This window comes from Ewingella sp. S1.OA.A_B6 (assembly GCF_049889095.1).
Taxonomy (GTDB): Bacteria; Pseudomonadota; Gammaproteobacteria; order Enterobacterales; family Enterobacteriaceae; genus Ewingella.
Genome location: NZ_JBLJFK010000002.1, coordinates 13229 through 33402, shown reverse-complemented (window position 1 = coordinate 33402; position 20174 = coordinate 13229). Strand labels below are relative to the sequence as shown.

The 20174-nt window shown below is 52.7% G+C and carries 21 protein-coding genes; 11 read left to right on the top strand and 10 right to left on the bottom strand.

The window, feature by feature from the left end:
* Window positions 1-3: 3 nt before the first annotated feature.
* A complete protein-coding gene (purM, locus tag ACMV8I_RS08435; RefSeq protein WP_498864790.1) occupies window positions 4-1041 on the bottom strand; it encodes a phosphoribosylformylglycinamidine cyclo-ligase in 1038 nt (345 codons plus the stop codon).
* Between the two features lie 233 nt (window positions 1042-1274).
* Between purM and upp the strand changes: the two genes are divergently transcribed.
* The 3 genes from upp to hda all read left to right on the top strand — a co-directional run bounded on the left by upp (window position 1275) and on the right by hda (window position 4419).
* Entirely contained in the window at window positions 1275-1901 is a 627-nt protein-coding gene (gene upp / locus ACMV8I_RS08430) for a uracil phosphoribosyltransferase (RefSeq protein WP_188474621.1), read from the top strand.
* A 192-nt stretch (window positions 1902-2093) separates the two neighbouring features.
* Complete coding sequence (uraA, locus tag ACMV8I_RS08425) at window positions 2094-3386, top strand: uracil permease (RefSeq protein WP_498864789.1); 1293 nt, start codon at window positions 2094-2096, stop codon at window positions 3384-3386.
* 325 nt (window positions 3387-3711) lie between these two features.
* A complete protein-coding gene (hda, locus tag ACMV8I_RS08420) occupies window positions 3712-4419 on the top strand; it encodes a DnaA inactivator Hda (protein WP_498864788.1) in 708 nt (235 codons plus the stop codon).
* A gap of 18 nt (window positions 4420-4437) precedes the next feature.
* Here the strand turns inward: hda and arsC are convergent, their stop codons facing one another.
* Both arsC and bepA read right to left on the bottom strand, forming a co-directional pair.
* Window positions 4438-4797, bottom strand: a complete 360-nt coding sequence (gene arsC / locus ACMV8I_RS08415) for an arsenate reductase (glutaredoxin) (RefSeq protein ID WP_498864787.1) — start codon at window positions 4795-4797, stop codon at window positions 4438-4440.
* 28 nt (window positions 4798-4825) lie between these two features.
* Window positions 4826-6346 (bottom strand): beta-barrel assembly-enhancing protease, encoded by a 1521-nt coding sequence (gene bepA / locus ACMV8I_RS08410; protein ID WP_498864786.1) that lies wholly within the window; start codon window positions 6344-6346, stop codon window positions 4826-4828.
* 281 nt (window positions 6347-6627) lie between these two features.
* Between bepA and ACMV8I_RS08405 the strand changes: the two genes are divergently transcribed.
* Window positions 6628-7692 carry an AI-2E family transporter gene (locus tag ACMV8I_RS08405; protein ID WP_498864785.1) on the top strand — a complete coding sequence of 355 codons (1065 nt, stop codon included), beginning with the start codon at window positions 6628-6630 and terminating at the stop codon, window positions 7690-7692.
* 76 nt (window positions 7693-7768) lie between these two features.
* Here the strand turns inward: ACMV8I_RS08405 and bcp are convergent, their stop codons facing one another.
* On the bottom strand, window positions 7769-8236 hold the full coding sequence (gene bcp / locus ACMV8I_RS08400; RefSeq protein ID WP_498864784.1) for a thioredoxin-dependent thiol peroxidase: 468 nt from the start codon (window positions 8234-8236) through the stop codon (window positions 7769-7771).
* A 13-nt stretch (window positions 8237-8249) separates the two neighbouring features.
* Window positions 8250-8828: a glycine cleavage system transcriptional repressor gene (locus ACMV8I_RS08395; protein ID WP_498864783.1), complete on the bottom strand. Its 579-nt coding sequence runs from the start codon at window positions 8826-8828 to the stop codon at window positions 8250-8252.
* 127 nt (window positions 8829-8955) lie between these two features.
* Here ACMV8I_RS08395 and dapA point away from each other — a divergent pair, with 127 nt between their 5' ends.
* The 7 genes from dapA (at window position 8956) to ypfH (ending at window position 16200) form a co-directional block, all read left to right on the top strand.
* A complete protein-coding gene (gene dapA, locus ACMV8I_RS08390; protein WP_498864782.1) occupies window positions 8956-9837 on the top strand; it encodes a 4-hydroxy-tetrahydrodipicolinate synthase in 882 nt (293 codons plus the stop codon).
* Window positions 9838-9853: 16 nt separating this feature from the next.
* The gene (gene bamC / locus ACMV8I_RS08385) at window positions 9854-10924 is read left to right on the top strand and encodes an outer membrane protein assembly factor BamC (protein WP_498864781.1); all 1071 of its coding nucleotides are present in this window, start codon (window positions 9854-9856) and stop codon (window positions 10922-10924) included.
* Between the two features lie 95 nt (window positions 10925-11019).
* Entirely contained in the window at window positions 11020-11733 is a 714-nt protein-coding gene (gene purC / locus ACMV8I_RS08380) for a phosphoribosylaminoimidazolesuccinocarboxamide synthase (RefSeq protein ID WP_498864780.1), read from the top strand.
* 224 nt (window positions 11734-11957) lie between these two features.
* Entirely contained in the window at window positions 11958-12836 is an 879-nt protein-coding gene (ypfJ, locus tag ACMV8I_RS08375) for a KPN_02809 family neutral zinc metallopeptidase (protein WP_498864779.1), read from the top strand.
* A 123-nt stretch (window positions 12837-12959) separates the two neighbouring features.
* The gene (locus tag ACMV8I_RS08370; protein ID WP_498864778.1) at window positions 12960-13412 is read left to right on the top strand and encodes a DUF441 domain-containing protein; all 453 of its coding nucleotides are present in this window, start codon (window positions 12960-12962) and stop codon (window positions 13410-13412) included.
* A gap of 1 nt (window position 13413) precedes the next feature.
* On the top strand, window positions 13414-15462 hold the full coding sequence (locus ACMV8I_RS08365) for a tRNA(Met) cytidine acetyltransferase TmcA (RefSeq protein ID WP_498864777.1): 2049 nt from the start codon (window positions 13414-13416) through the stop codon (window positions 15460-15462).
* A gap of 111 nt (window positions 15463-15573) precedes the next feature.
* On the top strand, window positions 15574-16200 hold the full coding sequence (gene ypfH / locus ACMV8I_RS08360; RefSeq protein ID WP_498864776.1) for an esterase: 627 nt from the start codon (window positions 15574-15576) through the stop codon (window positions 16198-16200).
* A 52-nt stretch (window positions 16201-16252) separates the two neighbouring features.
* Here the strand turns inward: ypfH and ACMV8I_RS08355 are convergent, their stop codons facing one another.
* From ACMV8I_RS08355 to ACMV8I_RS08335, 5 genes are all read right to left on the bottom strand, one after another.
* The gene (locus tag ACMV8I_RS08355) at window positions 16253-16438 is read right to left on the bottom strand and encodes a YpfN family protein (RefSeq protein ID WP_498864775.1); all 186 of its coding nucleotides are present in this window, start codon (window positions 16436-16438) and stop codon (window positions 16253-16255) included.
* 10 nt (window positions 16439-16448) lie between these two features.
* Complete coding sequence (locus ACMV8I_RS08350; RefSeq protein ID WP_498864774.1) at window positions 16449-17117, bottom strand: M15 family metallopeptidase; 669 nt, start codon at window positions 17115-17117, stop codon at window positions 16449-16451.
* Window positions 17114-18241, bottom strand: coding sequence for a succinyl-diaminopimelate desuccinylase (gene dapE / locus ACMV8I_RS08345; RefSeq protein ID WP_498864773.1), 1128 nt, complete (start codon window positions 18239-18241; stop codon window positions 17114-17116). The genes ACMV8I_RS08350 and dapE overlap by 4 nt, the downstream gene beginning before the upstream one ends.
* 1 nt (window position 18242) lies before the next feature.
* Entirely contained in the window at window positions 18243-18626 is a 384-nt protein-coding gene (locus ACMV8I_RS08340) for an ArsC family reductase (RefSeq protein WP_498864772.1), read from the bottom strand.
* Window positions 18627-18952: 326 nt separating this feature from the next.
* Complete coding sequence (locus ACMV8I_RS08335; protein WP_498864771.1) at window positions 18953-20167, bottom strand: DUF3396 domain-containing protein; 1215 nt, start codon at window positions 20165-20167, stop codon at window positions 18953-18955.
* Between the last annotated feature and the right edge of the window lie 7 nt (window positions 20168-20174).

Below are 20174 nucleotides of genomic sequence, written 5' to 3'. Positions count from 1 at the left end.
AAGTTACTTAATGATAACGCGTTCTGCGGAGTCAGACCCTTTAATACTGCCGATTTTCCACGCTTTCTCACCATTATCATTCAACAGGGCAATCGCCTCGTCTGCCAGTTCAGCAGGCAGGGCGACCAGCATACCAACGCCACAGTTGAAGGTACGGTACATCTCATGGCGGGTGACGTTACCGGCAGTTTGCAGCCAGGTAAAGACGTCTGGCCACTGCCAGCTGGCTTCATCAATGATGACCTGAGTATTTTCCGGCAGGACGCGTGGAATATTTTCCCAGAAGCCGCCACCGGTCAGGTGAACGATGCCGTGGACTTCGACGTTTTCGATCAATTTCAGGATCGATTTTACGTAGATTTTGGTCGGAGCCAGCAGGTGATCGGCCAGGGATTTACCCGCCAGATCGGTTGTTTCCGGATTGGTGTTGCTGACTTCCAGAATTTTGCGTACCAGAGAGTAACCGTTAGAGTGCGGGCCGCTGGCAGCCAGAGCGATCACGACGTCGCCGTCAGCGACTTTGCTGCCGTCGATAATTTCTGATTTTTCCACTACGCCGACGCAAAAACCGGCCACGTCGTAATCTTCACCGTGATACATGCCCGGCATTTCAGCGGTTTCACCACCGACCAGCGCACAGCCAGACTGCTTACAGCCTTCGGCGATACCGGTGATCACGCTGGCAGCAATATCAACGTCCAGTTTGCCGGTAGCGTAATAATCAAGGAAGAACAGGGGTTCAGCACCCTGGACAATCAGGTCATTGACGCACATGGCGACCAGGTCAATGCCGATAGTGTCGTGACGTTTCAGGTCCATAGCCAGACGCAGCTTGGTGCCAACGCCGTCGGTCCCTGAAACCAGTACAGGTTCACGATATTTTTGCGGTAGCGCGCACAGGGCACCAAAACCACCCAACCCGCCCATGACTTCAGGACGACGAGTCTGTTTTACTACACCTTTGATACGGTCTACCAATGCGTTACCGGCATCGATATCCACGCCTGCGTCTTTATAGCTGAGAGAGGTTTTATCGGTCACTGCGGAGTCCCCATGGCGGTTTGGGTTAGTGGTTGAAATGAAGCGCCGCAATTCTAACAGCCCAGGCAAACGTTTGCGAGGGGCATATGCGGTGTGAGGATGAATCTCCTGTCTATACTGTTTATCAGGATTCTATTGATGTCGATCAAGCTAATGGCTGTGGCGTTCAAAATAAAAGGCGTTATAATCTCGCGATTTTTTTTTGCAGCTCAACCACCTTAGGAGAATTAAAAATGAAGATCGTCGAGGTGAAACACCCGCTGGTGAAACACAAGCTGGGCCTGATGCGTGAAAATGACATCAGCACGAAACGTTTTCGCGAACTGGCTTCTGAGGTGGGAAGTTTACTAACGTATGAAGCGACCGCTGATTTAGAAACCGAAAAAGTCACCATCGAAGGCTGGTGCGGCCCGGTTGAAATCGATCAGATTAAGGGCAAGAAAATTACCGTCGTGCCTATTCTACGTGCGGGTCTCGGCATGATGGAAGGCGTGTTGGAAAACGTGCCAAGCGCGCGTATCAGCGTGGTCGGGATCTATCGCGATGAAGAAACCCTGAAGCCTGTGCCATATTTCCAGAAGCTGGTTTCCAATATTGAAGAACGTCTGGCGTTGGTGGTTGACCCCATGCTGGCAACCGGTGGTTCAATGATTGCCACTATCGATTTGCTGAAAAAAGCCGGCTGCCAGAGCATTAAGGTGCTGGTACTGGTTGCTGCACCAGAAGGTATTGCTGCGCTGGAGAAGGCCCATCCTGACGTTGAGCTGTACACCGCCTCAATCGACCAGGGTCTCAACGAGCATGGTTACATCATCCCGGGGCTCGGGGATGCGGGCGATAAGATATTTGGTACTAAGTAAGCAATCAGCCGACTAATGAGTCGGCTTTTTTTTACTCGTCATACTTCAAGCCACAGATGCGTTGGCTGCGGCCATTCACCCCGGTCACATAGTTATCTATGCTCCCGGGGACTCATGGGCTTGCCGCCTTCCTGCGACTTGAATTATGTAGAGTACAAATTTCGATTTCATAACTTCATAGAGGAACAACCCATGACCCGTCGTGTTATCGGGGTAAGCGAACGTCTGCCGATCTTGCAGACTATCCCCCTGAGCTTACAGCACCTGTTTGCCATGTTCGGTGCGACCGTACTGGTGCCGATAATGTTCAAAATCAATCCGGCGACGGTACTGTTGTTCAACGGCATCGGGACCTTGTTATACCTCTACATCTGTAAAGGTAAAATCCCGGCCTATCTTGGATCAAGCTTCGCTTTTATTTCACCGGTTCTCTTGCTGTTACCGATGGGTTATGAAGCCGCGCTTGGCGGATTTATCGTCTGCGGGCTGCTGTTTTGTCTGGTGGCGCTGATTGTTAAAAAAGCCGGGATTGGCTGGATCAACGTGGTATTCCCTCCGGCGGCGATGGGAGCGATCGTGGCCGTCATCGGGCTGGAACTGGCGGGCGTGGCGGCTAATATGGCCGGCTTATTGCCAGCTGATGGCGTAGCGATAGATTCCACCACTATCATCATTTCGATGGTGACCTTGGGTGTGACCGTGCTGGGTTCCGTGCTGTTTCGAGGTTTTTTAGCGATCATCCCAATCCTGATCGGCGTACTGGTTGGCTATGTATTGTCGTTCTTCATGGGGGTGGTAGAGACTTCAACTATCGCCAAAGCACACTGGTTTGCCTTACCGACATTCTATACCCCGCGTTTCGAATGGGTGGCGATCCTGACTATTCTGCCTGCGGCGCTGGTGGTGATCGCTGAGCATGTCGGGCACCTGGTGGTGACAGCAAACATCGTGAAAAAAGACCTGCTGCGTGATCCAGGCCTACACCGCTCCATGCTGGCAAACGGGCTGTCCACGGTGTTATCTGGTTTCTTCGGATCAACGCCGAACACCACTTATGGCGAGAACATTGGTGTGATGGCGATAACCAAGGTTTACAGCACCTGGGTGATCGGCGGGGCGGCGATTCTGGCCATCATGCTTTCATGCATCGGTAAGCTGGCGGCCGCGATCCAGGCTGTGCCAGTGCCGGTAATGGGCGGTGTTTCCCTGCTGCTTTACGGCGTGATTGCTGCATCAGGTATCCGCGTGTTGATCGAATCTAAAGTGGATTACAACAAAGCGAAAAACCTGATCCTGACTGCAGTGATCCTTATCATCGGCGTCAGCGGCGCAAAAATTCACATTGGTGCGGCTGAGCTGAAAGGCATGGCATTGGCGACCATCGTCGGCATTTTCCTCAGCCTGCTGTTTAAGGTAATTGAAATGGTGCGCGGCGAAGAAGAGATCATTGATATCGAAGATGAGCGGGAAAATCCACCGGCGTGAACCCCGGTGCGGAAAGATCGCCGGAGAAGATTATTTCCCCGGCGGATTCGACCTGTTAGCAAGTGGTTGGGCGCGTACAGTTCAACTCCGGCAGGATCCTATGTTAGAATTCTGCCCGTACATATTCGTTTATACCCTGCATCCTTCAAATTGCAGGGTTTTTGGCTGCTTTCACTCACCTGAATCACTTACTTGAGTAAGCTCACCAGGATTCATTCAATTGCCGCCTAGCTGCAAATCGAATGATTTTGGGTATAGTTAACAGCTGAGATAACAACTTTTTGTTGATGACAACATTCGCGGTCTTCAGACCGTATTGGTTGAGGTGCTTCTGAATACGCCGGCACAGCTTTCCCTGCCACTTTATCTTCCCGATGATGAAACTTTTGCCAGTTTTTATTCGGGCGAGAACCCCTCTCTGCTCTCTGCCATTCAGACGGCGCTGCAACAGGAGCATGGCACCTACATCTACTTCTGGTCACGCGAAGGCGGCGGCCGCAGCCATTTGCTGCACGCGGCCTGTGCTGAGCTCTCTCAGCGCGGTGAAGCAGTAGGCTATGTGCCGCTTGATAAACGTGCCTACTTCGTGCCGGAAGTGCTGGACGGCATGGAACATCTGGCGTTGGTGTGTATCGATAATATCGAAGGCATTGCCGGGGATGATGAGTGGGAAGCCGCGGTGTTTCACCTGTACAATCGTATTCTGGAAACGGGCCGCACACGGCTGTTTATTACCGGCGACCGTCCGCCGCGCCAGCTTAATCTCCGCCTGCCGGATTTAGCCTCGCGGCTGGATTGGGGGCAAATCTATAGGCTTCAACCGTTGTCCGATGAAGAGAAACTTCAGGCATTGCAACTGCGTTCTAAACTGCGGGGCTTTGAACTGCCAGAAGACGTCGGGCGTTTCCTGTTGAAGCGCTTGGATCGCGAGATGCGCACGTTATTTACCACGCTGGATCAGCTTGACCGGGCGTCTATCACCGCCCAGCGCAAACTCACTATTCCTTTTGTGAAAGATATTCTCAGCCTGTAGAAACAGGCTTTAACTGGATTATACGATCTCCAGCACTTGCTCCCGCGGACGTCCGATCCGTGCCTTGCCGTTTGCCAGCACGATAGGGCGTTCGATCAGCCGGGGATGGTCGGCCAGCGCCTGGATCAGTTGCTGCTCGTCGATTGCCGGATCCGCCAGATTCAATTCTTTGTAAATCTCCTCGCCTTTACGCATAAGTTCGCGTGCAGAGCTGAATCCCAGCTTACCGATCAGCGCTTTCAGCGTATCGGTTGACGGCGGGGTTTCCAGATACAAAATCACGTCCGGATCCAGGCCTTTCTCTTCGAGTAATTTCAGCGTTTCACGACTCTTACTACAGCGTGGGTTGTGATAAATCGCAACATCATGATGTGGCATGTTCATAACCTCATAATTCATGCAGAACTTAGCCCTTCTGATATTGACGAAAACGCCTTTGCAACTGGCGCAATTGGTCAATGCGGGCATCGTAGCGGGCCTGTTCCAGAGTGCCCAATTTTTGCAGCGCACTGGCATTACTTAATAATTCTATCGCCTGATCAAGACGCCCTACTAGTGCCATACTTTCTGCCCTGGCGGCCAGTTCCTGCGCGCGTAAACCCTGCGCTGCGGCAGCCTGTGAAAGTAAATCCCAGCCATTCGGATCATTAGGGTAGCTGAACGTATAGCGGTTGAGAATGCGGCTGGCATTAGCCGGCTGGCCGCCTTCCACGTAAGCATTGGCCAGATTCAGTAACAGCACCGGGTTTTTACTGGTCTCGGCGTTGGCTTTTTCCAGCCGGGCAATGGCCTGCGGGGCATGTTTTTGATCAATATCAACGTCGGTAGATAAATCAAGGAACCAGTCGTTGCCTGGATTCTGCGCCAGCAACGCATCCAGAATGGGGCGTGCTTGATCGTATTTCTTCGCTTTGTAGAACTGCAGCGCCTTGCCGTAGCGGGCCGCCAGCTGTTCGCGCACGTTGCCGTTGCTCAACTGGTGCAAATAGTCATCGCTCAGCGGATAGGACTCTGAACCGTACATCCCCAAAATGCGCACTTTAGCTAACAGAAAACTTTGCGACGAATGTACCGCCGGATGTGACATCTGATTGGCACGATTACGCACATCTGCCAGGCGGCTGTCAGGCAAGGGGTGCGTCAGCAGCATTTCCGGCGGTTTGCTCGAGTAGCTTGATAGGTCGGCTAATTTTTGCAGGAAAGCGGGCATCGCCTGCGGGTCAAACCCGGCGCGTTGCAATACCTGAATACCGATGCGATCAGCCTCCTGCTCATTACCCTGAGTGAAGCTGATCATATTTTGCTGGGTTCCTGCGAGGGTTCCGGTCAGCGCAGCCATCCCGGCTTGCGGGCTGGCCATTGCCAGCAGAATAGAGCCGAGTGCGCCAACCCAGGTCAACGGGGCGCTTTTTTGCTGATCTTCCATCGCACGCGCCAGATGGCGTTGGGTAACGTGAGAGATTTCGTGCGCCATCACCGAAGCCAGTTGGCTTTCGTTGTCGGTGTAGCGGAACAGCGCTGAGTGCAGCACTACGTTGCCGCCGAAGAAGGCGAAGGCGTTCAGCTCATCGTTATTGACGATATAGAAGTGGAAAGGGGTACGCACCGAGTAAGCGCTGGCAACCAGACGCATCCCCAGTTCATTGATGTACTGATTGAGCAGGGGATCGTTAATCAGCGGGGTACTGGCACGCATCTGGCGAACATAAAAATCGCCCATTTGCAGTTCCTGATCGATACTCAGGATGCCCCCGGCCGTGGTGCCCATGTCCGGCAACTGATCGGCTACCGACGGTTTGTTCGGATTGGTTGACGCGATGGGCGTCGTCCAGTAGGTGCTGTCATCCGCGAGAGCGGGTGCTATTGCTCCCGCCAGCATGGTGCCCATCAGAAGGGCGGTCACCGTTTTGTTAAACCGCATTGCCATAATTAAGCCATTCCTAATGAATAATTGATCACTCTGACGTAAACAGCCATAAGAGCTCTTCTTCCGTGAAACGGACTCCAGTACACTCTTTCACTGGCACATTCTTTGCTATTTTTCTGACACTTAATAGTAGTCTGATCAGAAAACTTTGAAGCGATTAACCATTACCCTCTGTGACAACATATTCAGCATAAAGTTACGCTAAGGCTGAATCAGGGGCAGGGATGCAGGCAAATCGTCTGTTGGCCCGTTATACCAGGATCTTACAGGAGCGATATCCGATGTTAGAGATGTTATTACAATGGTACCGCCGACGATTCACCGATCCTCAGGCCATTGCCTTATTGGCAATTTTGGTCGCTGGGTTTTGTATTCTCTATTTTTTCAACGGCATTCTTGCCCCATTACTGGTGGCGATAGTGCTGGCGTATTTACTCGAATGGCCGGTGGCCCGGCTACAACATTTTGGGCTGTCCCGCACGCTGTCTACCAGCGTCGTGCTGCTGATTTTCGCCGGTGTGGTGATGCTGGCAGTGTTTGTTATCGCGCCGGTCACCTGGCAGCAGGGCATCAATCTGATGGCTGATTTGCCCAGTATGCTCAACCGCTTTTACGATTTCGCGGCCACCTTGCCTAAGCGCTATCCGGCTCTGGTTGATGCCGGCATCATCGATATGATGGCTGAAAACCTGCGCGCCAAGCTGTCGGGCGTCGGTGATAATTTGGTGAAATTCTCTCTGGCATCGCTGGTCGGTTTACTGACGCTGGCGATTTACCTGATTCTGGTGCCGATGATGGTGTTTTTCCTGCTCAAAGATAAAGAGCAGATGGTCAGTGCGGTACGTCGCGTGTTGCCGCGTGACCGAGGTCTGGCAGGGCAGGTCTGGCAGGAGATGAACCAGCAAATCACTAATTATATTCGTGGAAAAGTACTGGAGATGATCATCGTCGGCGTGGCGACCTATCTGGTGTTCTTCATCATGGGCATGCGCTATTCGCTACTGCTGGCGGTGTTGGTCGGTCTGTCTGTCCTTATTCCCTATATTGGTGCCATGCTGGTGACTATTCCGGTGGTGGTCGTGGCGCTGTTCCAGTGGGGGATGGGTGCTGACTTCTGGACGCTGTTTGTGGCATATCTGGTGGTGCAGGGGCTGGACGGCAACGTCATTGTGCCGCTGCTGTTCTCTGAAGCGGTGAATCTGCACCCACTGGTGATTATTCTGTCTGTGGTGATCTTCGGCGGATTGTGGGGATTCTGGGGCGTATTCTTTGCCATTCCGCTGGCAACGCTGGTGAAAGCCGTGGTACACGTTTGGCCTGATGAGCTACTCAATGAAGCGCCTTAATACGTCGTTGCTGGTCAAATAATACAAAATAAAAAAGCGCGTCTGCGCTTTTTTTATCTGGCTGTGTTGCTGAGGCTTATTTCTCGTTGAGATAAGCCATCACAATGTCGTGGTGATTGCTGGTTTTGAAATCATCGAACACTTTTTCAACCTTACCGTCACCGTCAAGCAGGAAGCTGATGCGGTGGATGCCGTCATAGGTTTTGCCCATGAAGCTTTTCTCGCCCCAGACGCCAAACTGTTCGCAGACCTGATGATCTTCATCAGACAGCAGCGTGAAATTCAGCATCTCTTTATCAATAAAGCGCGAAAGTTTTTCTGGCTTATCCGTGCTGATCCCCAGCACTTCTACACCTGCTTCTTTCAATTGGTCCATATTGTCACGCAGGCCGCAGGCCTGAACGGTACAACCAGGCGTCATGGCCTTGGGGTAGAAATAGACCAGGACCTTCTGTCCCTGGAAGTCGGCCAGATTAATCTGTTCGCCGTCCTGGTCAGGCAAACTAAATTGCGGCGCAGAATCACCGGCTTTCAGTGGGCTCATTTTTATATCTCCGTCAATTGTCATCATGCTGAGTGTTGCTTACGACATTAATACTGCCTTGCGCATTCAGTTCTGTACATAGCTGATGAAAAGCTTGCTCAATAATTGTTGCATCGGCGTTGGCCGGGCTGTGAGCTGTTATCTGTATAGACAACTGAACTGGATTAACACCCTCGACTGGATGGGTCTTGGATGCCAGTTCGGCAATGTTCATCCGATGCGTATCGAACAAGTCGGTAAAGCGCTCGATCAGGTGCGGGGAATCTTTGACTTCGACTTTAACCCACACGGTTGCGGGCATCGGTGGGCGTTCGTGAGCGCTGGTGCGTTTCATTACGATCAGAAGCTCCAGCTCGGCCCCTTTTTGCGGCAGAGTGGACTCAATCAGGGTGATGGCATTCCAACTGCCGGAAAGAAACATAATAAAGGTGAACTCGTCACCGAGCATTGCCAGACGGCTGTCTTCGATATTACAACCGCAACTGCTGACCTGACGGGTAATGGTGTTCACGATACCTGGGCGGTCAGCACCTAATGCGGTGATAACAAGATAGTGTTGTTGTGGCTGCGGCAAAATTGCTCTTCCTGTCATGCTTGGGAGTATTCTCAAGGTAAACATAAAAAAAACCGCCGGACAAGCGCTTACAACACGTTGATTGCTTGCTTTTGCAGTGGTGTCAAAAGTACCATGAGTGACCTGTTTGTGGAGGGGAAGGTCAATGTTTACGGGAAGTATTGTTGCACTGGTTACGCCGATGGACGACAAAGGTGCCGTCGATCGCGCGAGTTTAAAAAAACTGATTGATTATCATGTGTCCAGTGGTACTGCGGCGATCGTTTCCGTAGGCACAACCGGTGAGTCGGCGACATTAACGCATGACGAACACGGTGACGTGGTCATGCAAACGCTAGAACTGTCCGATGGGCGCATTCCCGTTATCGCAGGAACCGGTGCTAACTCCACCGCCGAAGCGATTTCGCTCACCCAGCGTTTTGAAAATACAGGCATTGTTGGCTGTCTGACCGTCACACCTTATTATAACCGCCCGACTCAGGAAGGTTTGTTCCAGCATTTTAAAGCCATCGCTGAACATACGTCCCTGCCGCAAATTCTCTATAACGTGCCTTCACGTACCGGCTGCGACATGCTGCCGCCAACCGTGGCTCGTTTAGCAAAAATAAAGAATATTGTTGCTCTTAAAGAGGCAACGGGGAACTTAAGTCGTGTTAGCCAGATCCAAGTGCTGGTTGATGATGAAGACTTCATTCTGCTGAGCGGCGATGACGCCAGTGGCCTGGACTTCATGCAACTCGGCGGCAAAGGGGTTATTTCCGTGACAGCCAACGTGGCAGCACGTGAAATGGCACAACTTTGTGAGCTGGCCGCGCAGGGCAATTTTGCCGAAGCGCGTCGCTTAAATCAGCGCTTGATGCCGTTGCATCAGCATTTGTTTGTAGAAGCAAACCCGATCCCGGTGAAATGGGCCTGTAAGGCACTGGGGTTGATGGCAACCGATACACTGCGTCTGCCTATGACGCCGTTAACAGATGCTGCCCGTCCGGTAGTGGAAAACGCATTAAAAAGCGCCGGTTTGCTGTAACTCTTAGGGAGATTTGATGGCCTGTTCATTAGTTCAAAAAACCAGATTGCAAAAGTCTATGGTTGCGAAAGTAGTGGGGATATCCCTCATCATGCTGTTGGCGGCATGTTCCACCGATCAGCGCTATAAACGTCAGGTAAGTGGCGATGAAGCCTATCTGGACGCTCCTCCTGTCAGTGAGCTGAAAGCCCCTGCTGGAATGATTCTGCCACTGCAAAATGGTACTTATGAAATTCCTCGCGGCGCGCTTAAAGGCAGCGTTGGCAAACAACTGGATATCCGTCCGCCAATGCAGCCGCTGGCGCTGCTCAACGGTTCGCGTACCCAATTTACCGGCGACAGCGGTACCGTATTGTTGGAAAATACCCCGCAAAACCGCGACCTGTGGAACAACGTGGTTAAAGCGGTTCAGCAGAATAACTTTAAAATTGCCAGCCGCGATGATGCTAAACAGACTTTGTCTACTGACATGGTTGACTGGAATCGTGCTGATGAAGACTTCCAGTATCAGGGCCGTTACCAGATCAGCGTTCAGCAGCAGAGCTACCAGTTAGCCCTGACGGTGAAAACGCTTGAGCTGAAACAGCAAGATAAGGTGGTTACCGCACCGGCTGAGATCCAGCGTTACAACAGCCAGATGCTGAACTCCATCACTGCAAGCCTTGATAAAGTGCAGCAGGATACACAAGCCAGTCTGGATAACCGCAAAGCAGGTGAAATCGACGTGCAGAGCGGCGCGGATGACACGGGTCTGGCTGTACTTATCGTGCGTGCAACCTACGGCGTAGTGTGGGATCGTCTGCCAAATGCCTTGGCTAAAGCGGGCATGAAAGTAACCGACAGCAGCCGTCCGCTAGGAACGATGTCTGTGACCTATAGCCCGTTGAACGACAGCGCCTGGGATACATTAGGTGCGAAAGATCCGGGTCTGGCTTCCGGTGATTACAAGCTTCAGGTCGGCGATCTCGACAACCGCAGTAGCTTGCAATTCCTTGATCCTAAAGGACATGCACTCAGCCAGTCGCAGAACGATGCGATGGTGGCGGTCATGCAGGCTGCGTTTAGTCAGAGCAGTGCTACGAAGTAAAATGTTATCAGAAAGGGGCTTCGGCCCCTTTTTACATCCTTTTTTTTATCAAATGATGTTGCAAGTATTACCACTACCTATTGGAGTAACTTAAGATGCAAAAGTTAGCTGAGTTGTATCGCGGAAAGGCGAAAACCGTCTTCACCACCGAAAATCCAGATCTGCTGGTGTTGGAGTTCCGTAATGATACGTCAGCACTGGATGGTCAGCGCATTGAGCAGTTTGACCGTAAGGGCATGGTTAACAACAAGTTTAACCACTTCATCATGACTAAACTGGAAGAAGCTGGTATTCCTACGCAAATGGAGCGTCTGCTGTCTGACACCGAAGTGCTGGTGAAAAAACTGGATATGGTCCCGGTAGAATGCGTGATCCGTAACCGTGCGGCGGGGTCGCTGGTAAAACGTCTGGGCATTGAAGAAGGTCTGGAACTCAATCCACCGTTGTTCGATCTATTCCTGAAAAACGATGCGATGCATGACCCGATGATCAACGAGTCTTACTGTAAAACCTTCGGTTGGGTGAACGAAGAGCATCTGGCGCGTATGAAAGAGCTGAGCTACAAAGCCAACGACGTGCTGAGTAAACTGTTTGATGATGCCGGTCTGATCTTGGTCGATTTCAAACTGGAATTTGGTCTGTTCAACGGTGAAGTGGTATTGGGCGATGAGTTTTCCCCAGATGGCAGCCGTCTGTGGGACAAGAAAACCCTCAACAAGATGGACAAAGATCGCTACCGCCAGAGTCTGGGTGGCCTGATCGAAGCTTACGAAGAGGTCGCTCACCGCATCGGTGTTAAATTAGACTGATCGGCAACGATTTTTTAGCCTGACGACGCAATCGTTTACGCAGCGGTAATACTGATGTTGTCAGTGAGAAGGGCGGTCATTTGACTGCCTTTTTTTATTTTTCGCATTTATTGCCCTGAATTCATTCTCTTTGTGCCCATCTGCTTTAAAATTGCCGCTTTGGGCCAATGGTATTTACATAGCTCATTATCTAATCTTAAGAAAACAGCAGGGGAGATGAATCTATGCGTTGGCAAGGACGTCGTGAAAGCGACAATGTGGAAGACAGGCGCGGAGAGAGTTCGGGCAGCGGAAGAGGTGGCTTAGGTGGTGGCGGTATGCGTCTGCCTATTCGTGGTAAAAGCGGTATTGTGATCATTATCGTCGTGCTGATTGCGGGTTACTACGGTGTGGACCTCACGCCGCTCATTGACGGCGGCCAGTCCGGCGGTACCCAGCAGACGCGCGCTCAATCGATAAGCCCGAAAGATGACGAGCAGGCTAAATTCACCTCGGTGATCCTCGCCTCAACCGAAGACACCTGGAAAACGATCTTTCAGCGTCAGGGGCAAACGTACATTGACCCCAAACTGGTGATGTATCGTGGCTCAACCCGTACCGGCTGTGGCACCGGCCAGTCCGTCATGGGGCCGTTCTATTGCCCGGCGGACAGCACGGTTTATATCGATTTATCCTTTTATCAGGAGCTAAAAGACAAGCTCGGCGCAGGCGGCGACTTTGCGCAGGGATATGTCGTCGCGCATGAAGTGGGTCATCATGTGCAGCATCTGATGGGCATCGATAGCAAAGTGCAGCAGATGCAGCAGGGCGCTTCGCAAACCACCGTCAACCAACTGTCGGTGAAGATGGAATTGCAGGCCGACTGCTTTGCCGGCGTGTGGGGACACAGCATGCAGCAGCAGAATGCGCTGGAAGAGGGAGATCTGAAAGAAGCGCTGGATGCCGCGCAGGCCATTGGTGACGATCGTTTGCAACAGCAAGGTCAGGGACGAGTGGTGCCGGACAGCTTTACTCACGGTACCTCGCAGCAGCGCTACACCTGGTTCAAACGCGGCTTCGACAGTGGGGATCCGAACCAGTGCAATACCTTCGCCAACCGCTAATCCCCTGCCAATTCAAGCCATTGAACGCTGGTCTGCCCGCAGAAACTGTTCAATAATCAGCGTACGATCCAGAGGGGCCTGCGTGCCTCTTTTCTCTTTATATATTGAAATGCAGGGATAGACATGGCTTTTCTCGATCCTACTCTTTTGATTTTACTGGTGTTTGCTGGTTTGGGGATTATCAGTAATAACAGTGCCGTTACCATCGCGATGTTCTTTCTTCTTACCGTTCGCATCACGCCGCTCAACCAGTTTTTCCCGTGGATAGAACGTTATGGCCTGACTATCGGCATCATTATTCTGACGATTGGTGTCATGGCACCGATTGCCAGCGGGAAGATCAGCGCCAGCACCGTGATGCACTCCTTTATGCACTGGAAATCTATCCTGGCGATTGTGGTCGGCGTGCTGGTGTCGTGGCTGGGTGGGCGCGGTCTGACGTTGATGGGCTCCCAACCCCATCTGGTGGCCGGTCTGCTGGTCGGCACCGTGCTGGGTGTGGCGCTGTTTAAAGGCGTACCTGTCGGGCCGCTGATTGCCGCCGGACTGCTCTCATTGATGGTGGGGAAAACCTGAAGTGACGCTCCCCGATCCCGCGCTGAAAACCGCGCTGCAATATCAACTGCAGCAACTGGGTGTGCGTCGCTTGCTGGTATTAAGCGGTGAAGCGGGCTGGTGTGCAGAGCAGGCAGCAGCGTTCAGTGAAGGGCTGTGTGGTGACTGGCTGTGGGTGAGTGACAGACCGCCATTAGGGGCTGAGTCAGTCACTTTCTCTGCTGTTCCTGCATTGCTTGGGCAGGAAAAACAGCACGGTATATTTGATGCACGGTTTGGACTGAACGCGGAGGCACTGGCCGCTTTCGCCGGCACGTTACGTGCCGGAAGCTGGCTGATTTTACTGGTGCCGCAGTGGCAGCAGTGGCCGCTGCAGCCAGACGCTGACAGCGTCCGCTGGAGTGAACGGCCTGAACCGATCCCCACGCCGAATTTCATCCGTCGTTTGCAGCAATGTCTTGAACAGGATCCCAGTGGTCTGATCTGGCGCCAGCATCTGCCGTGCACGTTGACTTACTTACCGGCGGCCCCAGATTGGACGCCGCCGGACGGGCAGCCGACGCGGCAACAACAGCAGATTTTGTCACGTTTACTGGCAGCCAAAGAAGGTGTTTGGATACTGACTGCTGCCCGAGGACGGGGAAAATCAACGCTGGCGGGCATGTTAGTCGCTAAGTGGCCGGGTACATGCTGGGTGAGCGCACCGGCCAAAGCCGCGGCACAGCAGCTTTGCGACCAAGGTCAGGGGAAAGCACGTTTCTGGTCGCCCGATGCCCTGCTGGAGTATTGCGAGAATAATGCCGTCACGGAAGTGGACTGGTTGCTGATTGACGAAGCGGCCGCTATTCCTGCACCGTTATTATCTAAACTTATCGCTTTCTTCCCGCGCGTGCTGCTGACGACTACCGTGCAGGGCTATGAAGGCACTGGCCGCGGTTTCATACTCAAATTCTGCGCGTCACTCCCGCAGTGGCATGACCTGCGCCTGGAGGTGCCGATCCGCTGGTCTGCGACTGACCCGCTGGAGCCTTTTCTTGACCATCTTTTGCTGTTCAATGATGCGCCAGCCTTAGCCCTCCAATCCGAAGACATTCAGTTCTGCACGATAGATAACGCGCAGTGGTTGTCAGAACCCAACCTGCTGGCCGGTTTTTACGGCCTGTTGACCAGCGCACATTACCGAACTTCACCCCTGGATTTACGCCGCCTGCTCGATGTGCCCGGCAGCGCTTTTGCCGCAGCCATGTTGCAAAACCGCGTGGCGGGGGCGATATGGCTGGTGGACGAGGGTGGCTTAAGTGAGGCGCTGGCCCACGAAGTCTGGGCCGGAAGGCGACGTCCGCGTGGCAATTTGGTGGCACAATCTCTGGCGGCTCACGCCGGGCAGGGTTGCGCACCGGTACTGCGTTCACGTCGCGTCAGCCGTATTGCCGTTCAGCCTGACATGCGTCGTCAGGGTATCGCACTGGCATTGTTGGCGCAGCAGGTCGGGCCGGCCGTATCGCAGGGGCTGGATTTCCTGTCGGTCAGTTTTGGCTATACCTCCGAACTGGCTGCTCTGTGGCAGAGGGCGGGTTACAGACTGGTACGAATAGGCAGTCAGCGGGAAGCCAGCAGCGGTTGTTACGCCGCGATGGCGGTACTGCCGCTTAGTGATGCCGGTCATGCAATGGCTGATGATGCGGTTCAGCAACTGGCTCGTGACGTGTACTGGCTTCAACGTATCATTCCTCTGGATTTAGATTTGAACGCCAGTGATGACGCCACATTGACGGATGATGACTGGCGGGAGTTGGCCGGTTTCGCCTTCGCTCACCGCGCACTGGAAAGCAGTTATGCGGCGCTGCAACGTTTATTACTGTGTACTGAATTACCTATGACAGCGCTGCGTGCTCATCTTCAGGAGGGGCTCACTGTGGCGCAATGCACGTCGAACCTGCAACTGAGTGGCCGCAAAGCGCTGTTGCGCCACTGGCGTGAGGAAACCGCGCTGGCGCTGGAAACCCGTAATGCCGCTCTGTGTCATCACTGGCGGCAATTCACCTTACCGCGCCTGACGTCGTTGCAATAAATCGAAAAAGTCGTTCAATAAAACCCGGTTTCACCTTGTTCACTACGCGGTATAGTGGCCCAAGACGCGCGCTTTTCAGGGCGCAGCAAACTCCCTACCTGAGGCAACACCATGTCGATTGAAAGCATTATTGTTCAGCAGCCGGAAATAGCGGCAGACCGGCTTATTTTGCTGTTCCACGGCGTCGGTGATAACCCGGTATCGATGGGTGAAGTCGGGACGTTTTTCGCGGCTGCTTTTCCCAATGCGCTGGTGGTCAGCATCGGTAGTCCGGATATCTGTGATTTTGGTCGCGGCTTCCAGTGGTTCTCGGTACAGGGCGTCACCGAGAAAAATCGTCAGTCGCGCATAGATGCGGCGATGCCGTTGTTTATTAACACGGTGCGTGAGTGGCAGCAAAGCAGCGGTGTGAAGCCGCAGAATACCGTGCTGGTAGGTTTTTCACAGGGGACGATTATGGCGCTGGAATCCACCAAGGTGGAAGCCGGGCTGGCAGGCAGAATAGTGGCGTTTAGCGGGCGTTTCGGCAACCTGCCGGAAACCCCGATTGATGCCGGAACCACTATTCACTTTATCCACGGCGAGCAGGATCCGGTGATCAATCCCTTCCAGTCTAAAAGCGCTGCTGAACGTCTGAAGTCGTTGGGTAATGAGTGCACTCTGGACCTGCAACCTGATATGGCGCACGGGCTGGATCAGCAGATGATCAGTACTGCGCTGGCCTATTTGCGTCAGTGAATGAATGCCAGTAAAAAAGCAGCCGAATGGCTGCTTTCTGCATCTGACCCGCTTATTTCTTCTTAGGCCAGTCATCATCGTTATCCCACTCGGCATTATTATCGCGATGCGGCGGGATTTCAGGTTTGTCGTTCAGATACTTTTTAACATCAACACGGTTCAGTTCTTTGACGCCGCTAATGATGATCCCGGCCAGTATAATCAGAATGATCCACCAGTAATCTTTAATCCACTCCATGGCTGACTCCTTAATTAATTGCGATAAAACGCGGGAAGATCGTTGCCAGATGGGCGATCACCCAGTCTGCACCTGCAACGTCTTGTCCATGCCATGCATTGATAAGAACCTCCGGAGTGAGCTGAGCTTCGCACAGTTCGGCCAGAGGACGATAACTCAAATGCCAGGGTTCGACGGCGACGCCGCCCCGGTCCACGGCAAAGGGCCGGTAAAAACTAAACTCTGCCATATTAGCCGTAAGCCACTGATTCATCGCAGCGAAATATCCGCCTGTTTCATATTCCCACGGTTCCAGCTGAAGTTTACTGTCTGCGGGTAATAACGTCGGATCATAGATGTCCAGATCACTGCCCCAGTGGTGGCGGCTGGCGCCCGGCAGGGCTGACCAACGCAGGATCAGCTCACAGCGCGCCGCATCCGGCAGCGAACTGACTTCAACCGGCTGACTCTGCTGATCTAATACTGGTCGCTCACCGCGAAATTTGCCATTCCAGATAGCCAATTGCCGTTCGAAATCACGAAACGTGCTGGCCGGTTGCAGGTCAAACCCAGCCAGACGTGCGGCATCCTGCATGCGGCTAAAAGCCCCAGCGGCTTCAGCCTGCAGGCGGTGGGGGCCGTCGCCCAGTGGCACCAGGTGCGTCGCTGTGCGGCCTGTTAGCATGGCGTTATCTATCATGCGACCAGCTGTTCCATGATGCGTTGATACATGCGGCTGAGCAGTTGCAGATCGGCAGCGTGCACGCATTCGTTAATTTTGTGGATGGTAGCGTTGACCGGTCCCAGCTCCACCACCTGCGTCCCCATCAGCGCAATAAACCGCCCGTCGGAGGTGCCACCGGTGGTTTGCAGCTCCGGTGTGATTTCGCTGTAATGGCGCACGGCGTTAACCACCGCGTTGACCAGTTCACCGCGCGAAGTCAGGAACGGTTGTCCGGAGACCACCCAGTTTAAGGTGTATTGCAAATTATGCCGATCGAGCAGTTCGGCCACACGCTGTTTGATCATGGCGTCGGTCAGCTCAGTGCTGAAGCGGAAATTGAACTGCACATACAGCTCGCCTGGGATCACATTATTGCTGCCGGTACCGGCGTTGATATTGGCAATCTGCATGCTGGTTGGTGGGAAGAACTCATTGCCCCGATCCCACTCGGTGGCCACCAGTTCATTCAGCGCTGGCATTGCTCGGTGTACCGGGTTGTCCGCCAGATGCGGATAGGCGACGTGACCCTGCACGCCGTGCACATGAAGAGTGGCGGTCATGGAACCACGGCGGCCATTTTTAACGATATCGCCGACGCGGCTGGTGCTGGAGGGTTCGCCGACCAGGCAGAAATCCAACCGTTCGCGGCGCTCCATCAATGCATTGACCACTTTCACCGTGCCGTTGACCGCGCTGGCTTCCTCATCGGAGGTGATAAGAAATGCCAGGCGCCCTTGGTGGTTTGGGTTATTGGCGACAAAACGTTCGGCAGCGACAACCATGGCGGCCAGAGAACCTTTCATATCTGCCGCCCCGCGTCCGTACAACATGCCGTCGCGCAGGGCCGGTTCGAACGGACCGGTGACCCATAGCTTAGGGTCGCCGGTCGGCACCACGTCGGTATGTCCAGCAAACGCCAGCGTTTTGCCTTCACCACGGGTGGCCCAGAAATTCAGAGTATCGCCAAAATTCATCGGTTCAATATGAAAGCCGATAGCTTTTAATCGGGCGATTAAGATCTCCTGGCAACCTGCGTCGTTCGGGCTAAGGGAAGGGCGGCGGATTAACTGCTGTGCTAAATCGAGAACCGGGCAACTCATGTTACTTAACCTCCGCGAGGAACTGCTGATAGTTTTCAGGCTTGAAACCCAACAGAGACTGGCCGCTGGCGGCGAGTAGCAAAGGGCGTTTAATGATGGCCGGATGCTCCAGCATCAGGGCTTTGGCCGCAGTCTGATTATCGCAGGCGGCACGCGTCGCCTCATCCAGCTTGCGCCAGGTAGTGCCTTTGGTGTTCAGCATCGCCTCCCAGCTCTGTTTGTCGATAAGCTGCTGCAAGAGTGCGTCATCCAGACCGTCGGCCCGGTAATCATGGAAACGATAGCCGGTACCGTTCTCGTCCAGCCAGCGGCGCGCTTTTTTGACGGTATCGCAGTTTTTGATGCCATAAAGGATGAAAGGAACCGCTGAGGATGTCTCTGTCATGGAAAACGTTACCTGTGATCGCAATGTATTGCCGGGCCAGTTTAATTGCCCAAAGTTATTAACAATAATGCGGGAAAATCGATACAGGATCCAGAATTCGGTGCGAGCCCAACCTTGGTTGAAACGCCAGCCTTTTCGGAGAGGCTATCTAATTCCTCTTTCTCTAAGTAGCGTGTGTATTTCCTCGAGAGTATTTAACTGCCTTATCTCAAATTTGGTTGGCTTATCAGCTTGTGCAAGATTAGCTACCCTTCATTTTCTACTAAATTCTCGAGAAGAAATGGCACCATGATATAGATGAACATGGTGCATTAATATTCGGCAGATTAATCAGGAATAAGGAAAACACTGCCCTTATCATCACGCTCCAGCAGTGACCAGCAGGCACGGTATTTCTTGCCGTATTTATCCTCAAACTCCGGCATCGTCTGTCCTTTGCGGGTCTGGATATACTGAGTTGTACCTTCAACGATCGACGCCCAACGTCCGGCGTAGGGAGCTATTTCATCCGTCCAGCATTTGATACGTACTGGTTCGTATGATTTTCCTATTTCGTCTTTATCCAGCAGGGCGCTGGCTTCGTCGAAACGTCTGTACCACTTCATGGTAGATTCTTTATCGAACTGAAACCCTTCATATTCAGAGTAAAAATGCAGGGATCTCGAATCATTGAAGCGGACAGGGCGAATAAGCTGGTTGACCTTGACTAACAGTGGTGATAAACCGTCGGTTTTGAGTTCACCCAACGGCGGTGGCAGTTTTCCGGCCTTAAGGATCACACCATTGCTGTAGTCCAGCGGGGTGATTTCCGGTGTTTTGGCTAAACGGTGCTTTAACAGTTCACCTCCGCCCAGTTTTTCCAACCAGGGCGTACCGATCACGGTATACCAACAGGCACCTTTCAGACCAATAACAGCTCCACCGCCTTCAAGAAAGCCCAGCGAATCCACCATCACCCCGGAAAAACGCTGTGCCAAGGCAAATTCATACGGGAACATTCGTTGAAATTCTCTTGGGAGAATAAAGGATAATCCAGCGTAGCCACTTTCTACAGAAAAGGTATCACATAACCACAGTAACCAGTTCTGGTAGCGCTCTTTACCATCAGGCTCTTTTAGCAAAGAAAATGGGAAGATTAGTTTAATTACGGATCTGTCATTATCGTTATGGAAAACACGTTGTCCTAACAAAGAAACTTCGTAATCAGGCGCAAGAAAATCCTTCTCTGCACTCCCCAGATACCAGGAAAAGATCTCTTCTGGTGTTGAATCGAGAATTTCCTGCCGCTTTTTCTGATAGTTCTTTTCCGTGATACCCACCCAGCTCTTTGTTATCGTTTTCTTCAGATGCGATTTAAATTCCGCATAAAAACGATCGACACAAGCCACCATCTTTTGGCGAACTTCTGGTGTATGCCCATCTTTAAAAAACACGGTGATGATCAGACCAAGATTGACCGCCGGGCTGCCATCTTTGTATTTAACAGAGGCTTCAGGTAGCCATTTCTCGATATAATTCAGTTCAAAATCCTGCAATTCCATACCTGCT